This window comes from Bacillus sp. Cr_A10 (assembly GCF_029222665.1).
GTDB lineage: Bacteria > Bacillota > Bacilli > Bacillales_A > Planococcaceae > Psychrobacillus.
In genome coordinates this window covers 232,361-249,430 of the sequence record NZ_JARHXR010000007.1, presented here as the reverse complement: position 1 = coordinate 249,430, position 17,070 = coordinate 232,361, and the positions used below count along the sequence as shown (strand labels likewise).

Here is a 17,070-nt window from a genome sequence, read left to right as displayed (position 1 = left end):
GAAAAGACATGTCGAAAAAATGTATAACTAACCTTAGGCATAAAGATTTTTATCCTATTAAAGGTGTGGGGTATGAAGGTTTTTTTAGAGGTTATTTCTACTATGAAAATCAATATGTCACCCATGAAAATTTTGCGAGCCTATTTAACAATGATGATCTTTTTTCCATGGAGTTTGCTCGATGGAACGGAGAATATGCTTTAACTTTTACGAATGAAAAAAAAACAACGCTTGTTACGGATATGAAACGATCCATTCCACTTTTTTATTCAACAGATAAAGAAGGAAACTGGATAGTCCAAGACTTTATCGAGCCTCATGAAGGCATGAAAATGAGAAAAGAATCGGAAGAGGAGTTTCTTGTAACAGGTTTTGTTTTTAGAGATAAGACTTTGTATGAAAAATGGTACCAAGTGCCTGCCGTGTCAACAGTCACATTGACGGATCAAGCGAAACAAACTTATTATTATTCGTATGTGTTGGAGAAAGAGCCAGAATCCATTGATTCATTTGCAGAAGAGCTTGAACATGTGTTTCATTCATTGTTTGACGATTTGGCAGATAGATTACAAGGTAAACAAATTGTCATTCCACTAAGTGGTGGATATGATTCAAGATTGATCGCTCTTATGTTGGTGGAAAGAGGGTTGAAAGATTCTATTACTACCTTTACATATGGTCGACCCGGTAATGGAGAATCCACAGTGAGTAAGCAAATTGCGGATCGTCTAGGCCTTAAGTGGAAATATTTCGCTTATGATAAAAAGATGTGGGAAGAAATGTATCGATCACCAGATTGGAAAGACTATGTTGTGTATTCCAGTAACGGAGTTTCTGTAGCGCATCTTCAAGACTTTCCAAGTACGAAGCTTCTAGTTCAAGAGGAAAATCTAAAGGATGCCGTATTTTTACCAGGACACTCATTAGATTACTTGGCTGGTGGACATTTACCATACGAATCGATTGTGAATAAAGATTTTGAAGTAAGTGAAATTCAAACCTTTATTATGAATAAACACTTCCGATTATGGGAGCTTTCAGGTGAGAAAACCTATGCTTCGACTACTATTGGTAAAGGGCTCATAAAAGATATAGAAGTTTACTCAAATTACACGAATGAGCGTGTGACTTCTATTATTGATGAGTGGAACTGGAGAGAAAGACAATCAAAGTTTATTATAAACTCTGTTAGAGTTTATGAATACTTTGGACAAGGATGGTCGATTCCATTGTGGGATGACCGATTGATTCACTTTTTCAGTAAGGTTCCAGTTGATTTGAAGTATAAAAAATATTTGTACGATTACACATTGCACAAAATGTATCCGGATTATTATCCATTACCAGAAAAGCCAGGTCCTGAAAATTCAATGAGAAATAAATATGGATTACTCTATCCTTTATTGCGCAAGATATATCGAATGAAAAATCTTTATCGAAAATATTTTGATGAACCAATGGAGTGGTATGGAATCTATCCAACGTATAAACAATACGTCAAATCACTAACGTTTAAAAGAGATGGTCAAAAATACGAGCATCCATACAATATTAATTCGTTTATCGTAAAAGATATGATTCAAATGATAAAGGAGATTACAAAATGAAAGTTCTTACCATTTTAGGGGCAAGACCACAATTTATAAAAGCAGCTCCTGTTTCACGTGTGTTACGAGAAGAGGTTACTGAGCTTATCGTGCATACGGGTCAACACTATGATGCAAATATGTCTGATATCTTCTTTGACGAGTTGAATATTCCTAAACCAGATTATCATTTAGGTATTGGTTCTGGAAATCACGGAAAGCAGACTGGCGAAATGCTTGCTAAAATTGAAGATATTATTTTAACAGAAACACCGGATTTTGTACTTGTATATGGGGATACTAACTCAACACTTGCAGGTGCACTTGCTGCGGCAAAACTTCATATTCCCATCGTGCATATCGAAGCAGGTCTTAGAAGCTTTAATATGAAAATGCCAGAAGAAGTAAACCGTATCTTAACAGATCATGTGTCGAGCTTGCTTCTTTGCCCGACAGATACTGCTATCCAAAACTTAACAAACGAAAACATTACGAATGGCGTTTATAATATTGGTGATGTTATGTATGACGCAGTTTTATACAATAAAACACTTGCGGAATCTACTTCCTCTATTTTAGAGCGTGAAAAGTTACAAGCAAAAGATTATTTACTCATTACGATTCACCGTGCTGAAAATACGGATGATGTTGATCGTATGAAATCAATTTTAGATGCATTTAGTCAAATTCCTGACAATAAAGTTTGGCCGATCCATCCGCGCACGAAGAAAAAACTAGAGGATTATGGATTCCAATTGGACCAAATTCCTAACTTACAAGTAATTGAACCAGTTGGTTATTTAGATATGCTTTCATTAGAAATGAACGCGAAAAAAATAGTAACTGATTCTGGTGGTGTTCAAAAAGAAGCATATTTTGCCGAAGTTCCATGTGTGACAGTACGAGATCAAACTGAGTGGGTTGAAACACTAATAGAAGACGCGAATATCCTTACTGGTACAGATACGACTAAAATAGTTGAAGCTGTACAAAAGCAAGTGACTCCATCTTACACTCCTGTTTTTGGAGATGGAAAAACAGCTGAAAAAGTGTTAGCTTTACTAAAGGAATATACAGCTTAATTCAGCAACCTAAGCTGAATTGAGTTATAGCCTCAAGCGGATGCAACAGATTTTTGATGGGGAACTTATTGAGCGAGCCCGTTAAAAATCTATGTGCAATTGCCCTGAGGAGTAATTGATGAAATTAAAGTAGGTGTGAGCATTGTTAATTTTTAGCATATGGCTCTTTACTGTGGTGGCTTCCACATACCTTTTCCAAAAGGTTTCTGGAAGCCTTTCTCTTGTAAAGCCAAATATGATTTCTATAATATATTATTATTCATTCCTTATCTCCAGTTATATTGGCGGATTATTAATCGCATTAGGAATAGATGATTATTATATGATCAAAAGAATGGACCATGAGGAATATCGGATCATTGGATTTGTTTTATTGACGATATTAATGATTTTGTTCCCACTTACGCAGCTAGTTGTAGGGAGACTTTTTGGTTTTAATGCACAATTAGAATTTGAACGATACCTACATGAACCCGTTCGTACAAGTGTAGATAAGAATAAGAGAATATTTCAACTTGCATTTACTGCTCTTGCTGCAATATCTTTTTTAGCTGTTGCTTATACTTTATTAAAAACGCATTCAGTCCCTATTTTTGAACTATTAAAGGGAAATACAGAGGATCTTGCTAAGATGCGTATTGATGCATCAAGAGGGTTTAGTGGAAACGTGTACATCCGGAATATCTTTGCTATCGCTTTAACGCCAATACTATCGATCATTGCGTATGTATATGCAATTCAAACAAGAGAATTATTTTGGAAGGCACTATTCTTTACGCTCTTCGTATCTTCCGTATTAATAACTACATATGATTTAGCGAAATCTCCTATTTTCTTTTATGTCATCATGTTAATACTTACGAGAGTTTTTTCAAATAGCTTAAAACTTAATTGGAAAAAGATAAGTGGATACCTATTAGCAGGTACGGTACTGTTAGTCGTTATGTATATTTCAATACAAGGAGTGACAGAGGTAGAAAGCTTTTTAGCTTATAATACTGGTCCGATCGGAAGAATAATCTTGGCGCAAATTTCACCGTTCTTTTTGCATTTAGATACATTCTCTCATTCACTATCTTTATTAGAAGCAAAAGGACTTCCTTCTTTTATCATCGGCCTTTTTGATATGGAACAGGTTCGTTCTGCTCGAATGATGATGGAGAACGTTTTTCCAGAGAATGTGGATAAAGGAACTGGTGGAGTATTAAATACAATATTCTTAGCAGAAGCTTTTGCTATGTATGGATATTTTGGTGTCATCGCCGCAATTATTTATGTTGCGGGAATCATTCAAATCATTTATATGCTCTTTTTGCGACTAAGAAAAACACCAGTTGTCATCGCATTATTTGTATATTTTACAATTAATATTCCAAGAACTCTTGTCGGTGGGGTTTCCGATTTCTTATTTAACCCTATTTGGATTATGACGACAGTTGTTTTAGCTGGATTATATATTTTAGAACAATACTTTACGGTAATATGGAGTTTTCTGATGAGCAAAGTGAAGAAGAAAAGAGTGAAGGCATGAAGAATATAATTATCTATTATCCTTTTACAGTCGCTTCCAACCCGAAAAGTGGCTCTGCATTACGACCAGTTGAAATGATGAAGGCATTTGAAGCTTATGCAAAAAAGTATGAACTTGAAATGATAGTTATATCTGGAACTAGTAAAGAAAGACGTGCGCTTTGGAAAAAGATTGTTGAAGAGAAAAAACACGAGCAAACATTGTTTTGCTATTCGGAAAACCAAACAATACCTCTTTGGCTAACCGATCCAGGTCATAAACCACAGGATTGGAAAATAGATAAAGATGTATTTCAAACATTGAAGAACCTTAATGTTCCGATCGGTGTTTTTTATCGAGATGTCTATTGGAAGTTTGACGAACTTTATTCATTAAAAGGGTTGAAAAAATTCGTCATGCAAACTATTTATAAAATGGAAGAAAAGTTTTACGAAAAATATGTGCATACAATTTTTTTACCAAGCGATGCAATGGGGCAGTATGTAAATATACGCACTGAAAAAATGGCACTTCCACCAGGTGGACGGTTTGCTGAAATTCGTGTAAATACAAATGAGATTCAACAACCGTTTAAGGGAATCTATGTTGGTGGGATTAACAATGAGGATTATGGATTGTCAACTCTAGTAGATGCTTACAATCTGTTAAATAAAGACAGTGTATTAGGTGAATTAATAATTGTTTGTCGTGAAGATGAGTTTGGTCAATTAAGTAAAGAAGATAAAGAAAAGATAAACAAAGATTATATTTCGTTAAAGCATGTTAGTGGTGCAGAACTACAACAAGTATATGAAGAAGTAGACTTTGCCTTTATTCCTCGAAAAAGATCAATCTACAATGATTTTGCTGTTCCGATAAAACTAGTGGAATATTTAACCGCAGGTCTACCAATTATCGCAACAAATTGTTCCGCACAAGAAGACTTTATCCAGTCAGGTCCATATGGAGTTATTACGACCGACGATGCAGAAGGACTCGTTCAAGGAATGCAATCAATCAAACCACATTTTTCAACATATAAAAGAAATATTCAACAATCGTTTTTACAGAAGCATGCATGGAATGAACGTGCCGAACAAGCGGCGCATGCGCTGATAGGAGGCATAAAATGAAAATAGCATTATTAGCTCCAAGTAAATCAATTCATACACAAAAATGGGCTTTGTTTTATCAGTCACAAGGTATTGAAGTAAAAGTGTATACATTTAAAGATCATTACTCTGAAGACAATGCTAAACTAATACCTACAGAAATTTTACCAAAAGTATTACCTGGTAAAGCTTCCTACTTGGCAGCAGCACCAGCCTTGAAAAAGATGCTAAATGATTGGAATCCAGATATTTTACACTCACACTTTGTATCAAGCTACGGCTTACTAGGTGCGATGGTTAACTATAAAAAGTATTTTGTGTCAGTGTGGGGAAAAGATATTTTTGTATTCCCTAAAAAAGGCAGATTAAATAAAATGCTAATCGAATTTACGTTAAGTAAAGCAACTGCGATTTGTTCTACAAGTCGTGTTATGGCGAAAGAAACTAATCTATATACAAATCGTCCAGTAGAAGTAACTCCTTTTGGTGTAGATATTGAACAATTTTACCCTTCTGATGAAGTAGCTGAAGCGGACGAAAAAATTATTGTTGGGACAGTTAAAGCTCTAGAAGACAAATATGGTATTGCCGATTTAGTAAGAGGCTTTGCGTTGTTCCATAAGGAATTTCCGAATTCTGAGCTTATTATTACAGGAGACGGCCCTCAAAGAGCTGAATATGAGCAAATTGCAAAAGATTTAGGTATTGATGAGGTTACAACCTTCACTGGAAAAGTACCGAATACGGAAGTACCTAATGTCATTCGTAAAATGTCTATCTTTGCTGTTCCTTCTACAGAGGATAGTGAAAGCTTCGGTGTAGCAGCAGTTGAGGCAATGGCCTGTGGTGTACCGGTTGTTGTTTCCAATGTTGGAGGCTTGCCAGAAGTAGTCGTTCAAGACGTAACTGGGATCGTAACGGATAAAAACAGTCCAGATCAGCTAGCAGCAGCATTTAAAAAGCTAGCTAGAAATAGTGACCTAAGAGCTTCGATGGGTAAAGCTGGAGTGGAACATGTAAAAGAAAATTATAGCTGGATAGATAATGCGCATTATATGCTTTCTTTATATAAAAAATATTGATCAGACAGTGATTCAATACTGACTGATAAATGAAAAGGGGAATGAACATGATTAAAAAAGCGGTTATTCCTGCAGCAGGATTTGGAACTCGTTTCCTTCCTGCAACAAAAGCATTGCCAAAAGAAATGCTACCAATTGTAGATAAACCAAATTTACAATATATTATTGAAGAAGCAATCGCTTCTGGAATTGAAGATATTATTATTGTGACCGGTCGCAATAAAAAATCGATGGAAGATCATTTTGATAAATCGATTGAATTGGAATTGCTTTTGAAAAAAACAGGTAAACTAGAGTTACTTGAAACAGTAGAAAACATTTCTAACTTAGTGGACATACATTATATGCGTCAAAAAGAGCCACTTGGATTAGGACATGCTATTCTGTGCACGAAAAAGTTTATCGGTAATGAACCATTTGCTGTTTTACTTCCAGATGACATTATTGATGCAGAAGTTCCTGCATTAAAACAAATGATTAATAAGTATGAACAGGTGGAAAGCAGTATTCTTGGTGTTAATGAAGTGCCGACAGAAGATGTTAATAAGTACGGAATTGTAGACTACAGTGAAGCAGAAAACGATTTATTTTCAGTTAAACGATTAGTTGAAAAACCTGCTATCGAAAATGCACCATCCAACCAAGCAATCGTTGGACGCTATATTTTAACACCAGGTATTTTTGAAGAGTTGGAAAAAGTACAACCAGATGCAAAAGGTGAAATTCAGTTAACTGATGCAATTGATTCATTACTAACAAAAGAATCTATTTACTCTTACATATTCGAAGGAAAACGATATGACGTTGGAGATAAATTTGGATTTTTACAAGCAACATTTGACTTTGCATTGAAGCGTGACGATTTAAAAGAACCGTTACTTGCTTATTTGAAGAATAAATTGAAAGAATAAAACGGTGATAGCTATGCGTATTGTATATTTGTGTCAACACTTTCCACCTGAAACAGGTGCTCCGCAAATCCGTGTATATGAGGTAAGTAAAGAACTGCTAGCTCAAGGGCATGATATCCAAGTAGTGACTGCTTTTCCTCATCATCCACACGGTATAATTCCGGATGAATATAAGGGAAAAAAATATGAATTTGAAAAATGGGACGGTATTCCAGTACATCGTACATGGATTTATCCATCTAAAAAGGGAACATTTTGGAAGCGCTTAGTTTCTTATTTTTCATTTACATTTAGCTCATTTTACGGTTTAATGAAAGCTGGAAAAGTAGATGTCATCATAGTAAACTCTCCTCCCATCTTTTTAGGATTGACTGGTTTATTGAGTGCGAAACTAAAAGGTGCGAAGTTTGTATTTAATGTGGCAGATGTTTGGCCAGAATCAGCAGTGAAGCTAGGACTCGTTAAAAACAAGTTTTTTATCAAACTTGCGGAGATTTTAGAATCCTTCCTTTATAAACATTCCTGGAAAATAGCAACAGCAACTGATGGTATTAGATCGTATATTATGAATCATTCGCAGCCTTCGGACAAAGTATTTGTATTACCAAATGGCGTAAATACAAATTTCTTTCAACCTGCAGAAAGAAATCCGGAATATGTTGAAAAGTTTAATTTACAAGATAAATTTGTATTTTCTTATGGTGGAAACTTAGGATATGCACAAGGTTTGGAGTTTATTTTACATGCTGCTAAAAAAATGCAGGATATTGCTCCAGACGTACATTTCTTAATTGCAGGTGCTGGACCTGAGGAAGAAAAACTACATCAGCTTAAAGAAGAACTTGGTCTTTTGAATATGACATTTTTAGGACATCTTCCTTTAAAAGAAATGCCAAAACTATTTTCTGTTACAGACGTTAGTATAGTTCCATTACGGGATTTAGAGTTATTTGAAGGTGCTCGCCCGTCTAAAATTTTCCCAGCGGCTTCTTCAGGTGTACCTGTTCTGTATTGTGGTAAAGGGGAAAGTGCAGAAATTGTATCAAAAAATGGTATTGGTTTAGTTGCAATGCCTGAAAACGTCGATTCTATTGCTACTACGATGTTTGAGTTTGTCGAATTAAAAGAAGAAGAAAGAAGGGAAATGCAGGAGAATGGTCGGAAACTAGCAATTAATGAATATAGCTGGTCATCTATTGTCAAAGATCTTTTGCACAACCTTACTAAATAGTAATAGTCTTTTCAATATACATGACGATGAAATTTATGTATAATTGGTTAGATTATATTTTATAAGTAAAGTAGGGAAAGAAAATGGCTACTTCACGTCGAACAAAACGTAAATCAAAGACCAAAAGAAAAGTTTTATATACAGTATTAACCGTTTGTATGCTATTGTTGTCGTCTGTCATCGTTTTTGCTATTAATTTATCTCTTGAGACAAAAAATGCAACCTCTAAAATGTATGAACCTCTTGATAGTGAAAAAGAAGCAAAAGATGATACAACAAAGAAATTTGAAAATGCGAAAGCTGAAGACTCCGCATTTACAATTTTATTAGCAGGGATTGAAAATCAAGAAGAAGCAAAATATGGTCGAGCAGATGTACTCATCGTGGCAACCATCAATCCAAAGACTGAAAAAATATCTATGGTAAGCCTTCCTCGAGATATGAAAGTTTATATCCCGGATCTCGGCTACAAAGATAAAATAAATCATTCGTATGCGAATGGTGGTATAAACTATACTGTTAATACAGTAGAAGAATTGCTTGATATTCCTATTGATTATTATGTTTCAACCGACTTCCAGGGGTTTGAAGACATCGTTGATACTGTAGGGGGAGTAGATGTAGAGGTTCCATTTACATTTAAGGCTCAGCTTACAGGTAGTTTAAAATGGAAGACGTACACAGAAGGTCCAATGTATTTAAATGGAAATGAAGCGCTTGCTTATGTACGTATGCGTAAAAAAGATCCTCAAGGTGATATGGGACGTAATCTTCGTCAGAAGCAGGTCATCGAAGAGATCATTAACAAAGGCACAAGCATAAGTAATATTACAAAAATTGACGACATGATCGGTGATGTCGGAAACAATGTAAAGACGAACATTCCAACTTCTGAATACTTCGGTCTTATTAAAATGTATCAAAAGATTAAGTCATCTCCAATTGAGCAGTTACAAATTGAAGGCGATAACGATACAAGTAGTGGGTATTATTATTTCATTCCAAGAGAAGACTCTCTGGAAGAGGTAAAAAATCAACTCAAACTTAATTTAGATGACTTTGGACAAAATGCATCAAGTGAAACAAATAATAAAACAACGCAAGTAAATGATTTATCAATAGGCAAATGAAACGAGTGGTCGCAATGACCACTCGTTTTTTTGTTGTAGAATAATATGTTTTATTAATATTTACTAAACGTGAAATTCCCACTAACACGCTTCGACTACCACTGGGAAGACGTAGCTCGCTGTTGATACCTATCAAAGCAATTATAAATAATAAAAATGTTAGAAAAGGGCAATCAATTGTGGGCTTAAAGCGACCATTTATATATGAAAGCAACCATAAGAACCGTTACTTCTACTAAAACGCTTCGGCGCTATGTGGATGCCTCCCCCGATAAGCCGGGCAGAAGAGCACTGCCAGTCTTATCGCTTCGGCTACCACTTGGAAGGCGCCTCGCTATTGTTTCCTATCAAAAGCAATTCTTGATAATAAAAAGAGATACTGTTGTTGGATTAGGGGCAATCCATTGCGTTCTTATAGCAATCACAAGAACTTGTACTTCATCTAACCACTTCGGTGCTACCGCTATAAACCGGGCAGAAGAATACTACCAGTTTTATCGTATTGTCTACCACTTGGAAGAAGCCTCGTTTATACATCATACGATACGTCTTGTAATAAAAATGAAATCCTTATGTTGGATAAGTGTAATCTTATCAGTTCTAATAGAATCCAAAAATAGCAGCTAGAATACAAGTTTATACTACCAATCTTTCTTCAAAAACACCTAGTTGTTTTAGAGAAGGAACTTATTTATAAGAAAGTTGAAAAACCTTTCTGTGGGCTTTGTTTATGCCACTTTACTCTTCATTATGAACATGACATTATTCGCCAATTTTTTATTATTTTTTAGCAAATAGGTCTTAAACAACCATTATTTAGGTAATTTTTATTACCTAAAGTTATATTACAGTCTTGTTACAATGGTTTTAATTACATTCGTTGGATTGTTTTATCTAATTTTGTCTATTAAAATGGAAGAAATACACGTTTCAAGGAGGAACAAATGAAAAAAGTAATTGCATCTTCTGTTTTAGCAACTTCTGTCCTTTTGCCAATGAATGTTCTCGTGAGCACTCCACTCTCCACATATGCTGCTTCGAATGAAATTGTCGCATCTAATCAACTTATCGGGAAAAAAGCAATACTTACCGAAGATAATGTCAATATTAGAATTGGAGCAGGAACCGAGTTTAATAGTATTACGAAAGTAAATACTGACCAAATTGTTTCCATTCTTGCAACTGAAAAAAATAGTAAAGGCGAGATATGGTACAAAGTTTCTTTTAATTCTACAGAAGGTTGGATTATTAGTGACTATTTACAAGTAGAAACGACTACTGTAACAACTACTGAGTCGGACTTTGTAGGAACTACTCAAGTTATCGGTAAAAGTGCTTCGGAAATGAGAAGTGGTGCCACAACATCTTATAAAGTAGTTGCTACGATTCCAGCAGGCACTTCATTAGAAGTATTAGATTCTTTTACGAATGCTCAAAAGGAAGTTTGGTTTAATGTAGAATTTAAAGGTAAAAAAGGTTGGGTGAAGTCCGATTTATTTACGTTGAATACTGCAGTTGGACAAGCTCCAACGACTGCAGTAAAAAGTAGTTCAATCACTAATGGAACTAGTTACGTAGGAACAACTCAAGTTATCGGTAAAAGTGCTTCTAATATGAGAAGTGGTGCAACTACATCTTATAAAGTAGTTGAAACTATTCCAGCAGGCACTTCATTGAAGATACTTAATGCATTCACGAATGCGAATAAAGAAGTTTGGTTCAATGTAGAATATAAAGGTAAAAAAGGTTGGGTAACATCTGATTTATTTGCTTTGAAAGCAACTGCGGGACAAACTGCTACTTCGAAAAAAGTTGTTAATCAAACGACAATTCATAAAGGAGCAACTAAAAATTATACGGTTGTCTCTACTGCGAAACCAGGAACGACACTAGTGGTCCACGAAGAGTTCACAAATGCTTACAAGGAAAAATGGATGCAGGTAACTTATGCTCCAGGAAAAAAAGGATGGATCAGCTCATCTGCTTTTGAAGATACATCTATTGCAAATAAAACAGTTCTTAGAAAATCTACTGTACATTCTGGTGCTACAAATAGCTATAAAACAGTTGCTACGATAAATGTAGGAACTAAATTACCTATACATCAAGAGTTTACAAATGCAGCAAAAGAAAAATGGTATCAAGTAACATATGCAGCAGGTAAAAAAGGATGGATTGCAGCATCTGCATTTGAAAGTGTTTCATCAACTCCAGGAGAAGATGAAACTCCACCAGTGGATGGAAATGAACATGTAATAGAAGACACGCATTTAAAAGTCTCCGTTGCGGTTGCAAATATGCGTTCAGGCCCAGGATTAAACTTTGAAGTTGTTACACAATCAAAAATGAATGACTCATTCCTTTCACCGGAATATGCTGTGGATACTGCAGGTGAAAAGTGGTTTAAAGTAAGTACTACTAGTGGTGATGCATGGTTACATCAATCTGTTATTACTTTAGAAGACTCATCTGTTGATGTACCGGATTATGGAGACAGTGGGGTAATTCAGCGTTATAATGCCCTAGTTTATGCAGATAGCTCTTTCAATTCTAAAGTCATCGTAGGATTAGCCAAAAACACTTCTTTCACAATCTTAAGTCAGAAAGTGACCGATGGTACTGTTTGGCTTCAGATTAGTACAGCAAGTGGACAAGTAGGATGGATCCCAGATTTTGAAGTAAATGTTAACATTCCTACAAAATACGGCACTAAAACATCTACTGTTTATAATGGTGCAAGTGCTACTGCCAAAAAAGTTGATACTATTTATATAAGCTCACCTGTTCGCGTATTACGCACATTAAATGGCTGGGTGAATATTGAAACACAAAACCAAAAACGTGGTTGGATTCAAGCGTCGGTTTTATCAGATGCATCTCCAGTTTCTTTGACAAATGGAAGAACAGAAGTACGTAATGGTCAAAACTATCTTGTATGGTCCAAACCATCTAAATTTAATATTTCTTATTCAATTCCATCTAAAAATGTTTTAAAGGTATCTGGTAATCTATCACAAATTAATGAGATAAAATCGAAGGTTACTGGCGTAGACAGTATGAAAGTAGAAAAGGTTTCTGGAGGTACATCAGTTTTAACAATAACTTTCAACCCTAGTTATACTTACACAATCCGTGACTATGATAAAGAACTAACGATTAAAATAGTTCCTAAAGGACTAGCTGGGAAGAAAATTATTTTAGACGCTGGACACGGCGCTAAAGATCCTGGTGCTGTAGGCCCGAATAAGACAAAAGAAAAAGATGTTACTTTGGCAACAGCAAAAGCTTTAAAGGCTGAATTAGAGGCTGCAGGTGCTGAAGTCGTACTAACAAGAAGTACAGATGTTTTCCTAGAGTTGAAACAACGTACTGATATTGCAAATAAATCTGATTATGATGCTTTTATTAGTATTCATGCAGATGCTTTCGCTGCTACTTCAAGAGGAACAACGACATATTACAATGCTTCAGTAAACTTTAATGGACCAAAAAGTTATACACTTGCAAAAAGTGTTCAAACCGATCTTGTAAAAGCTATCGGAACGTATAATAGAGGCGTAAAACAAGAATCTTTCTATGTAAATCGTATGAATGAGTTACCTTCCGTTTTAGTAGAGTTAGCATTTATCTCTAATCCAACTGAAGAAGCACAATTAAAAACAGCTAAGTTTCAAAAAAATGCGGCAATCGGAATTCGTAAAGGATTAGAAAACTATTTTAATCAGTAATTGAGAGGAAGGTAAAAATGAAAAAGAAATTATTAGCAACTATTGGTGCAGTACTTGGTTTAAGCTTACTTATCTCTATCAATATTCCAACATCAACAAAAGCAGACTCTAACTTATTGTTAGCTTCAGTTGAATGGGTACAAGCACAGTTAAATCCAATACAAACAAAAGTAACATCACTTGAAAAACAAGTTGCAGAACAAAAAGTTTTAATCGAACAATTACAAAAAGCGGTTGCTGAAGGTGGAGGAGCAGTGACACCACCGACTACTCCTACAGTACCTGGTGAATTACCATCAGTAGTCTATACAACTACTAATAGTGTAAATGTGCATAGCGGAGCAAGTCGTGACTATAAAGTTATAGCTACTTTTGGAGCAAATAAAGGACTAACAGTTATTGACCAACATAATTCTGCTTCTGGAATATGGTACCGTGTTGAAATTTCAGCTACTGTAAAAGGCTGGGTATTCTCAGGTGACGTTTCAACAACAAAGCCTACTAATTATATACCCACAAATGTAATAACTAAACAAGCTGTGAATGTAAGAAAAGGTGCAACTACAAATTACGCTTCTATTGAACTAGTTGCACAAGGTACATCATTAAAATATTTAGGTTCTTTCAAAAATGCTTCTGGTGAAACTTGGTACAATGTGCAAACCGCAAAAGGTAATAAAGGTTGGGTGCTAAGTACGCTAACTGAGGTGAAGTAAGATGTTCAAAAAAGGATTGACCGTTTTATCTATCGCTTTACTTACATTAGCTACATCTAATACGGCATTCGCGTATACACAAGAAAGCTATTCTAAGCAAGTGCGTGTAGAAGTGCATAATGCATCTTCCACTTCGCTCAATTTGACAGGAATTTATAAACTACAAAATTTAACAACGAACGAAATGTTTTACGCTCTACCAAATACACCTATTACTTTTTCTCAAGTAAATGGGGAAGTTTCCATTTATCAAGTTGGATCAGCCATGTATTCAGCGAATGGATTTGCTTTACATGCTTTATCGGGCAATGAAAAGATGGTTGTGTTTACAGCCGATGTAGAAGGTAGAAAAGGTGCTACTGCAGATTATGAGGTAGTAAAAGCGTATAAACCTTTCCAAGGTGCATATGTAGTAAACGAATTTACAAATGCAAATGGAGAGCTATGGTACTCCATTAGAGATGATCAAGGTGTTTCTTCCTGGATTCCTTCGACTAATGCAACTGTAGGATCTGTCGTAAATCAACCACTTGGTAAGACGCCTAATGGTACACAATACCGTGGTAGTTTTAATATTGTTAAATCAGGTGCAAATGTACAAATTGCAAATAGACTTGATTTAGAGAATTATTTAAAAGGTGTTATTCCAAATGAATCACCCGCATTATGGCATATCGAAGCCCTAAAAGCTCAATCAGTAGCAGCGAGAAGTTATTCATTAAGTAAGTCTGGTATTTTAAGTAGTACAACGAAAGACCAAATGTACAAAGGATATACCTCTGAGCATAAAAATACAAATGCTGCTGTAGAAGCAACTAACGGATTGGTTATTAAATCAGGTGGTAAACTAGTACAGGCATATTTTTACTCTACAAGCGGTGGTAGAACAGCGAATATCGGTGAAGTATGGAATTCAACACAAGTACCGCACTTTGTATCGGTAGATGATTCAATTGAAAAATCTCCATATAGTAATTGGTCTGTAAGTATACCAGCATCGAATATTCTTAAGAAATTTGGATTTAATCCTTCTACTGATCAATTACTAGATGTGAAGCTTGCTAAAACAGGATCCAACGGAGAAGTTTCCGCTGTAACTGCTGTGACTTCCGCTGGTGAAAAAACAATTGAAGGTAATGAAACAGTAATGCGTAACGTATTTTTAGATGCAAATAATGCATCTTTAAAATCCAATTGGTTTGATATTTCATTTACTAAACCAACCGGAGGTACTGATATTGCTGTGCAAGGAGCTAACGGTTCTTCAGCAGTAACATCATTAAACGGTATGTCTGTACAAACTGCAACAGGAACAGAAACGATTTCAAGTGGTCCAGTTGGGGTACAAACGAATGAAGGAATTGTCTCTACAACAGCGACAACCTCTGGAATCCAATCTGTTACTGTAAACGGAAAAGGCTACGGCCACCGAATCGGCATGAGCCAATATGGTGCGAAAGCACGTGCAGAAGCAGGCTGGACATACGATCGTATCCTAAAACACTATTATCAAGGCGTAACAATAGAAAAATACTAAGTAATCAGGTGACCAATAGATTGGTCACCTTTTTATATGGATAAAAAACGAGACTAATTGACTCTGATCTGAGGCTTAGTATTAGTTTTTGTCTATCGACTGGAATTAAATACAACAAAATAACATTTAATGGCTGAACGAGACCATTCAACAAGTGTAAGCGACAAACTATGCATGGAAAGCGACAAATTCATCGTCGAAAGCGACCAATCATCAACCAAAAGCGACAAACAAAAAAGCTGCCTCCAAAAGAGACAGCTTCTTACTCAAGGTTTAATAAAATTTTCAGTATAGTAAGGTATCGATCCGTACGCCCAGTCTGCAAAAAACACGCCTACGCCATGTTGCGTATAGTTAGTACTAACGATATTTTTACGATGACCTAATGAATTCATCAATGCTTCATGGGCAAAGTATGGGTTCGTGTATCCCATTGCAATATTTTCTCCTGCATTTCTAAACAGAATTCCACCATTTGCTAGCCTGTCAAAAGGCGATTCCCCATTTAAGTTATCATGGTTAAAATAATCATGTTTACCCATATCGACACTGTGGCCACGAGCAACATTCGAAATATCGGTAGAATATTGTAGTATTGAAACGCCTTTTGCCTTTCTTTCAGCATTCGTTATTTCGTATAAGAGTGTCTCATAACTTTTTTCTAGTGTACTAGATTTTTTTGGATAGAGATTTGCGTTTCGCTTTATTAACTGACGATCTATTAAGTAGATTGCAGAGATCTTATTGTCATTATGCACATCAATAAAAAAATTGGCTTCATATTTAGGAAAATCATATGTAATAATTTCAATTGGATAGGTGTTACCAGTTGTTTCGTATGCTTTTCCTAATTTGCTTTCTAGTTGACTAACAGTACTAGCTATTGAAATACCATTAAATTGATAGTTTTTGTCTTTTGTATAAAGTGAAGCTATTTTATTGTTTAAGTAACTAATTGCATAGAAGTTATTATAGTTTTTGTGATAAATAGTCGTTGATGCATCAAATTCATTGGTTATCGATTTCTTTGCGCCTCCTAATTTAGAAGTTACAGAAGTAATACTGTCACCAATGACCATAGAAGTAGGAGTAGTTTGCTTGCAATTAAGTAATCTCAATTTTTCTTTTGATGGTGTTTGATACAAAATAGTGGCATCGTTTTTGATAACTAGGCCGCCACCTAGGTGATAATAAGATCCTTTATTTGCATAAATTCGAAAAACTTCTCCCTTTTTTACTTTTCGTGAAGCTTCGAAAACTCCATTATTATTTTTATAAATAGTAGTAGGTTTTTGAATGATGACTCTGCCTATTTGACCAGCTTTTAGCTCGACACCGTCCCAATACACAACCCCTGGACAATTTGCCGCATTAGTAGAGATTGGAGCTATACTTAAACTAATTAAGAACATTAGTAAAAAAATCAATTTCTTCATATTTCCACC

12 protein-coding genes are annotated in these 17,070 nt (G+C 35.4%); 11 read left to right on the top strand and 1 reads right to left on the bottom strand.

Annotated features, from left to right (window positions below):
• Nucleotides 1-8: 8 nt before the first annotated feature.
• From P2Q73_RS05295 to P2Q73_RS05245, 11 genes are all read left to right on the top strand, one after another.
• Nucleotides 9-1,607, top strand: coding sequence for an asparagine synthase C-terminal domain-containing protein (locus tag P2Q73_RS05295; RefSeq protein WP_275784677.1), 1,599 nt, complete (start codon nt 9-11; stop codon nt 1,605-1,607).
• Nucleotides 1,604-2,668 carry a non-hydrolyzing UDP-N-acetylglucosamine 2-epimerase gene (gene wecB, locus P2Q73_RS05290; protein ID WP_275784675.1) on the top strand — a complete coding sequence of 355 codons (1,065 nt, stop codon included), beginning with the start codon at nt 1,604-1,606 and terminating at the stop codon, nt 2,666-2,668. The genes P2Q73_RS05295 and wecB overlap by 4 nt, the downstream gene beginning before the upstream one ends.
• A gap of 235 nt (nt 2,669-2,903) precedes the next feature.
• Nucleotides 2,904-4,199 carry an O-antigen polymerase gene (locus tag P2Q73_RS05285; RefSeq protein ID WP_275784673.1) on the top strand — a complete coding sequence of 432 codons (1,296 nt, stop codon included), beginning with the start codon at nt 2,904-2,906 and terminating at the stop codon, nt 4,197-4,199.
• Nucleotides 4,196-5,311, top strand: coding sequence for a glycosyltransferase (locus tag P2Q73_RS05280; protein WP_275784671.1), 1,116 nt, complete (start codon nt 4,196-4,198; stop codon nt 5,309-5,311). Before P2Q73_RS05285 ends, P2Q73_RS05280 begins: the two co-directional genes overlap by 4 nt.
• Entirely contained in the window at nt 5,308-6,372 is a 1,065-nt protein-coding gene (locus P2Q73_RS05275; RefSeq protein WP_275784669.1) for a glycosyltransferase, read from the top strand. The genes P2Q73_RS05280 and P2Q73_RS05275 overlap by 4 nt, the downstream gene beginning before the upstream one ends.
• Nucleotides 6,373-6,419: 47 nt before the next feature.
• Nucleotides 6,420-7,283, top strand: a complete 864-nt coding sequence (galU, locus tag P2Q73_RS05270; RefSeq protein WP_275784667.1) for a UTP--glucose-1-phosphate uridylyltransferase GalU — start codon at nt 6,420-6,422, stop codon at nt 7,281-7,283.
• 13 nt (nt 7,284-7,296) lie between these two features.
• The gene (locus P2Q73_RS05265; protein ID WP_275784665.1) at nt 7,297-8,514 is read left to right on the top strand and encodes a glycosyltransferase family 4 protein; all 1,218 of its coding nucleotides are present in this window, start codon (nt 7,297-7,299) and stop codon (nt 8,512-8,514) included.
• Nucleotides 8,515-8,597: 83 nt separating this feature from the next.
• Nucleotides 8,598-9,644, top strand: a complete 1,047-nt coding sequence (locus tag P2Q73_RS05260) for an LCP family protein (RefSeq protein ID WP_275784663.1) — start codon at nt 8,598-8,600, stop codon at nt 9,642-9,644.
• A 944-nt stretch (nt 9,645-10,588) separates the two neighbouring features.
• On the top strand, nt 10,589-13,372 hold the full coding sequence (locus P2Q73_RS05255; protein ID WP_275784661.1) for an N-acetylmuramoyl-L-alanine amidase: 2,784 nt from the start codon (nt 10,589-10,591) through the stop codon (nt 13,370-13,372).
• A 17-nt stretch (nt 13,373-13,389) separates the two neighbouring features.
• Nucleotides 13,390-14,088: an SH3 domain-containing protein gene (locus P2Q73_RS05250; RefSeq protein WP_275784659.1), complete on the top strand. Its 699-nt coding sequence runs from the start codon at nt 13,390-13,392 to the stop codon at nt 14,086-14,088.
• A gap of 1 nt (nt 14,089) precedes the next feature.
• A complete protein-coding gene (locus tag P2Q73_RS05245) occupies nt 14,090-15,625 on the top strand; it encodes a SpoIID/LytB domain-containing protein (protein ID WP_275784657.1) in 1,536 nt (511 codons plus the stop codon).
• 266 nt (nt 15,626-15,891) lie between these two features.
• Here P2Q73_RS05245 and P2Q73_RS05240 read toward each other — a convergent pair whose 3' ends face one another.
• Complete coding sequence (locus P2Q73_RS05240; RefSeq protein ID WP_275784654.1) at nt 15,892-17,061, bottom strand: CAP domain-containing protein; 1,170 nt, start codon at nt 17,059-17,061, stop codon at nt 15,892-15,894.
• Between the last annotated feature and the right edge of the window lie 9 nt (nt 17,062-17,070).

Bases quoted from the DNA above. Each gene is read 5' to 3' on its own strand.
- P2Q73_RS05295 (WP_275784677.1), top strand. From the start codon at position 9: ATGTCGAAAAAATGTATAACTAACCTTAGGCATAAAGATTTTTATCCT.
- wecB (WP_275784675.1), top strand. From the start codon at position 1,604: ATGAAAGTTCTTACCATTTTAGGGGCAAGACCACAATTTATAAAAGCA.
- P2Q73_RS05285 (WP_275784673.1), top strand. From the start codon at position 2,904: ATGATTTCTATAATATATTATTATTCATTCCTTATCTCCAGTTATATT.
- P2Q73_RS05280 (WP_275784671.1), top strand. From the start codon at position 4,196: ATGAAGAATATAATTATCTATTATCCTTTTACAGTCGCTTCCAACCCG.
- P2Q73_RS05275 (WP_275784669.1), top strand. From the start codon at position 5,308: ATGAAAATAGCATTATTAGCTCCAAGTAAATCAATTCATACACAAAAA.
- galU (WP_275784667.1), top strand. From the start codon at position 6,420: ATGATTAAAAAAGCGGTTATTCCTGCAGCAGGATTTGGAACTCGTTTC.
- P2Q73_RS05265 (WP_275784665.1), top strand. From the start codon at position 7,297: ATGCGTATTGTATATTTGTGTCAACACTTTCCACCTGAAACAGGTGCT.
- P2Q73_RS05260 (WP_275784663.1), top strand. From the start codon at position 8,598: ATGGCTACTTCACGTCGAACAAAACGTAAATCAAAGACCAAAAGAAAA.
- P2Q73_RS05255 (WP_275784661.1), top strand. From the start codon at position 10,589: ATGAAAAAAGTAATTGCATCTTCTGTTTTAGCAACTTCTGTCCTTTTG.
- P2Q73_RS05250 (WP_275784659.1), top strand. From the start codon at position 13,390: ATGAAAAAGAAATTATTAGCAACTATTGGTGCAGTACTTGGTTTAAGC.
- P2Q73_RS05245 (WP_275784657.1), top strand. From the start codon at position 14,090: ATGTTCAAAAAAGGATTGACCGTTTTATCTATCGCTTTACTTACATTA.
- P2Q73_RS05240 (WP_275784654.1), bottom strand. From the start codon at position 17,061: ATGAAGAAATTGATTTTTTTACTAATGTTCTTAATTAGTTTAAGTATA.